Here is a 678-nt window from a genome sequence, read left to right as displayed (position 1 = left end):
CGCTCGGCCACGACAAGGACGCGCTCGACGATTACGGGCTAGCGGTCGCCTCGGCCGATCGGTCGGCTGCGGCCGAGGCCAAGCAGCTCGAGGTCGCGCTGCGGCAGAAGCGCGACGAGATCGGCAAGGAAGACGCGCTGCGCGAGCTCGAGACCCTGTCGATGACCTGGCGCGGCGACGCGATCGAGGTCAAGACGCTGCAGATGCTGTCGCGGCTGTATGCCGAGAACGGGCGCTACCGGGACGCGCTCACCGCCGCGCGCACCGCGACCAAACTCCAGCCGAACGCTGAAGCCTCGCGTCAGGCGCAGGATCTCGCCTCCGAGCTGTTCACGCAAATCTTCCTGGGACCGAAGGGTGACGAGCTGCCGCCGGTCGAGGCGCTCGGGATGTTCTACGAGTTCCGCGAACTGACGCCGATCGGCCGCCGCGGCGACGAGCTGATCCGCCGTCTCGCCGACCGTCTCGCCTCGATCGATCTGCTCGATCAGGCCGCCGAGCTGCTGCAATATCAGGTCGATCATCGCCTCGAAGGCGCAGCGCGCGCCCAGGTCGCCGCGCGCCTCTCCATGATCTATCTCGCCAACCGCAAGCCCGACATGGCGATCACCGCGCTGCGCGCGAGCCGCATCAGCGATCTCTCCGGCGAGCTCAGGCAGCAGCGCCTGCTGCTGGAAG

Annotated in this window: 1 pseudogene; it reads left to right on the top strand. The window is 68.6% G+C overall.

The window, feature by feature from the left end:
* Positions 1–678 (top strand): annotated as a pseudogene (locus MOV75_RS40790) (tetratricopeptide repeat protein); the annotation flags it as partial.

Origin of the sequence: Bradyrhizobium sp. PRIMUS42, assembly GCF_023006515.1 — a bacterium.
Lineage (GTDB): Bacteria > Pseudomonadota > Alphaproteobacteria > Rhizobiales > Xanthobacteraceae > Bradyrhizobium.
This window is presented reverse-complemented; position numbering and strand designations above follow the sequence as displayed.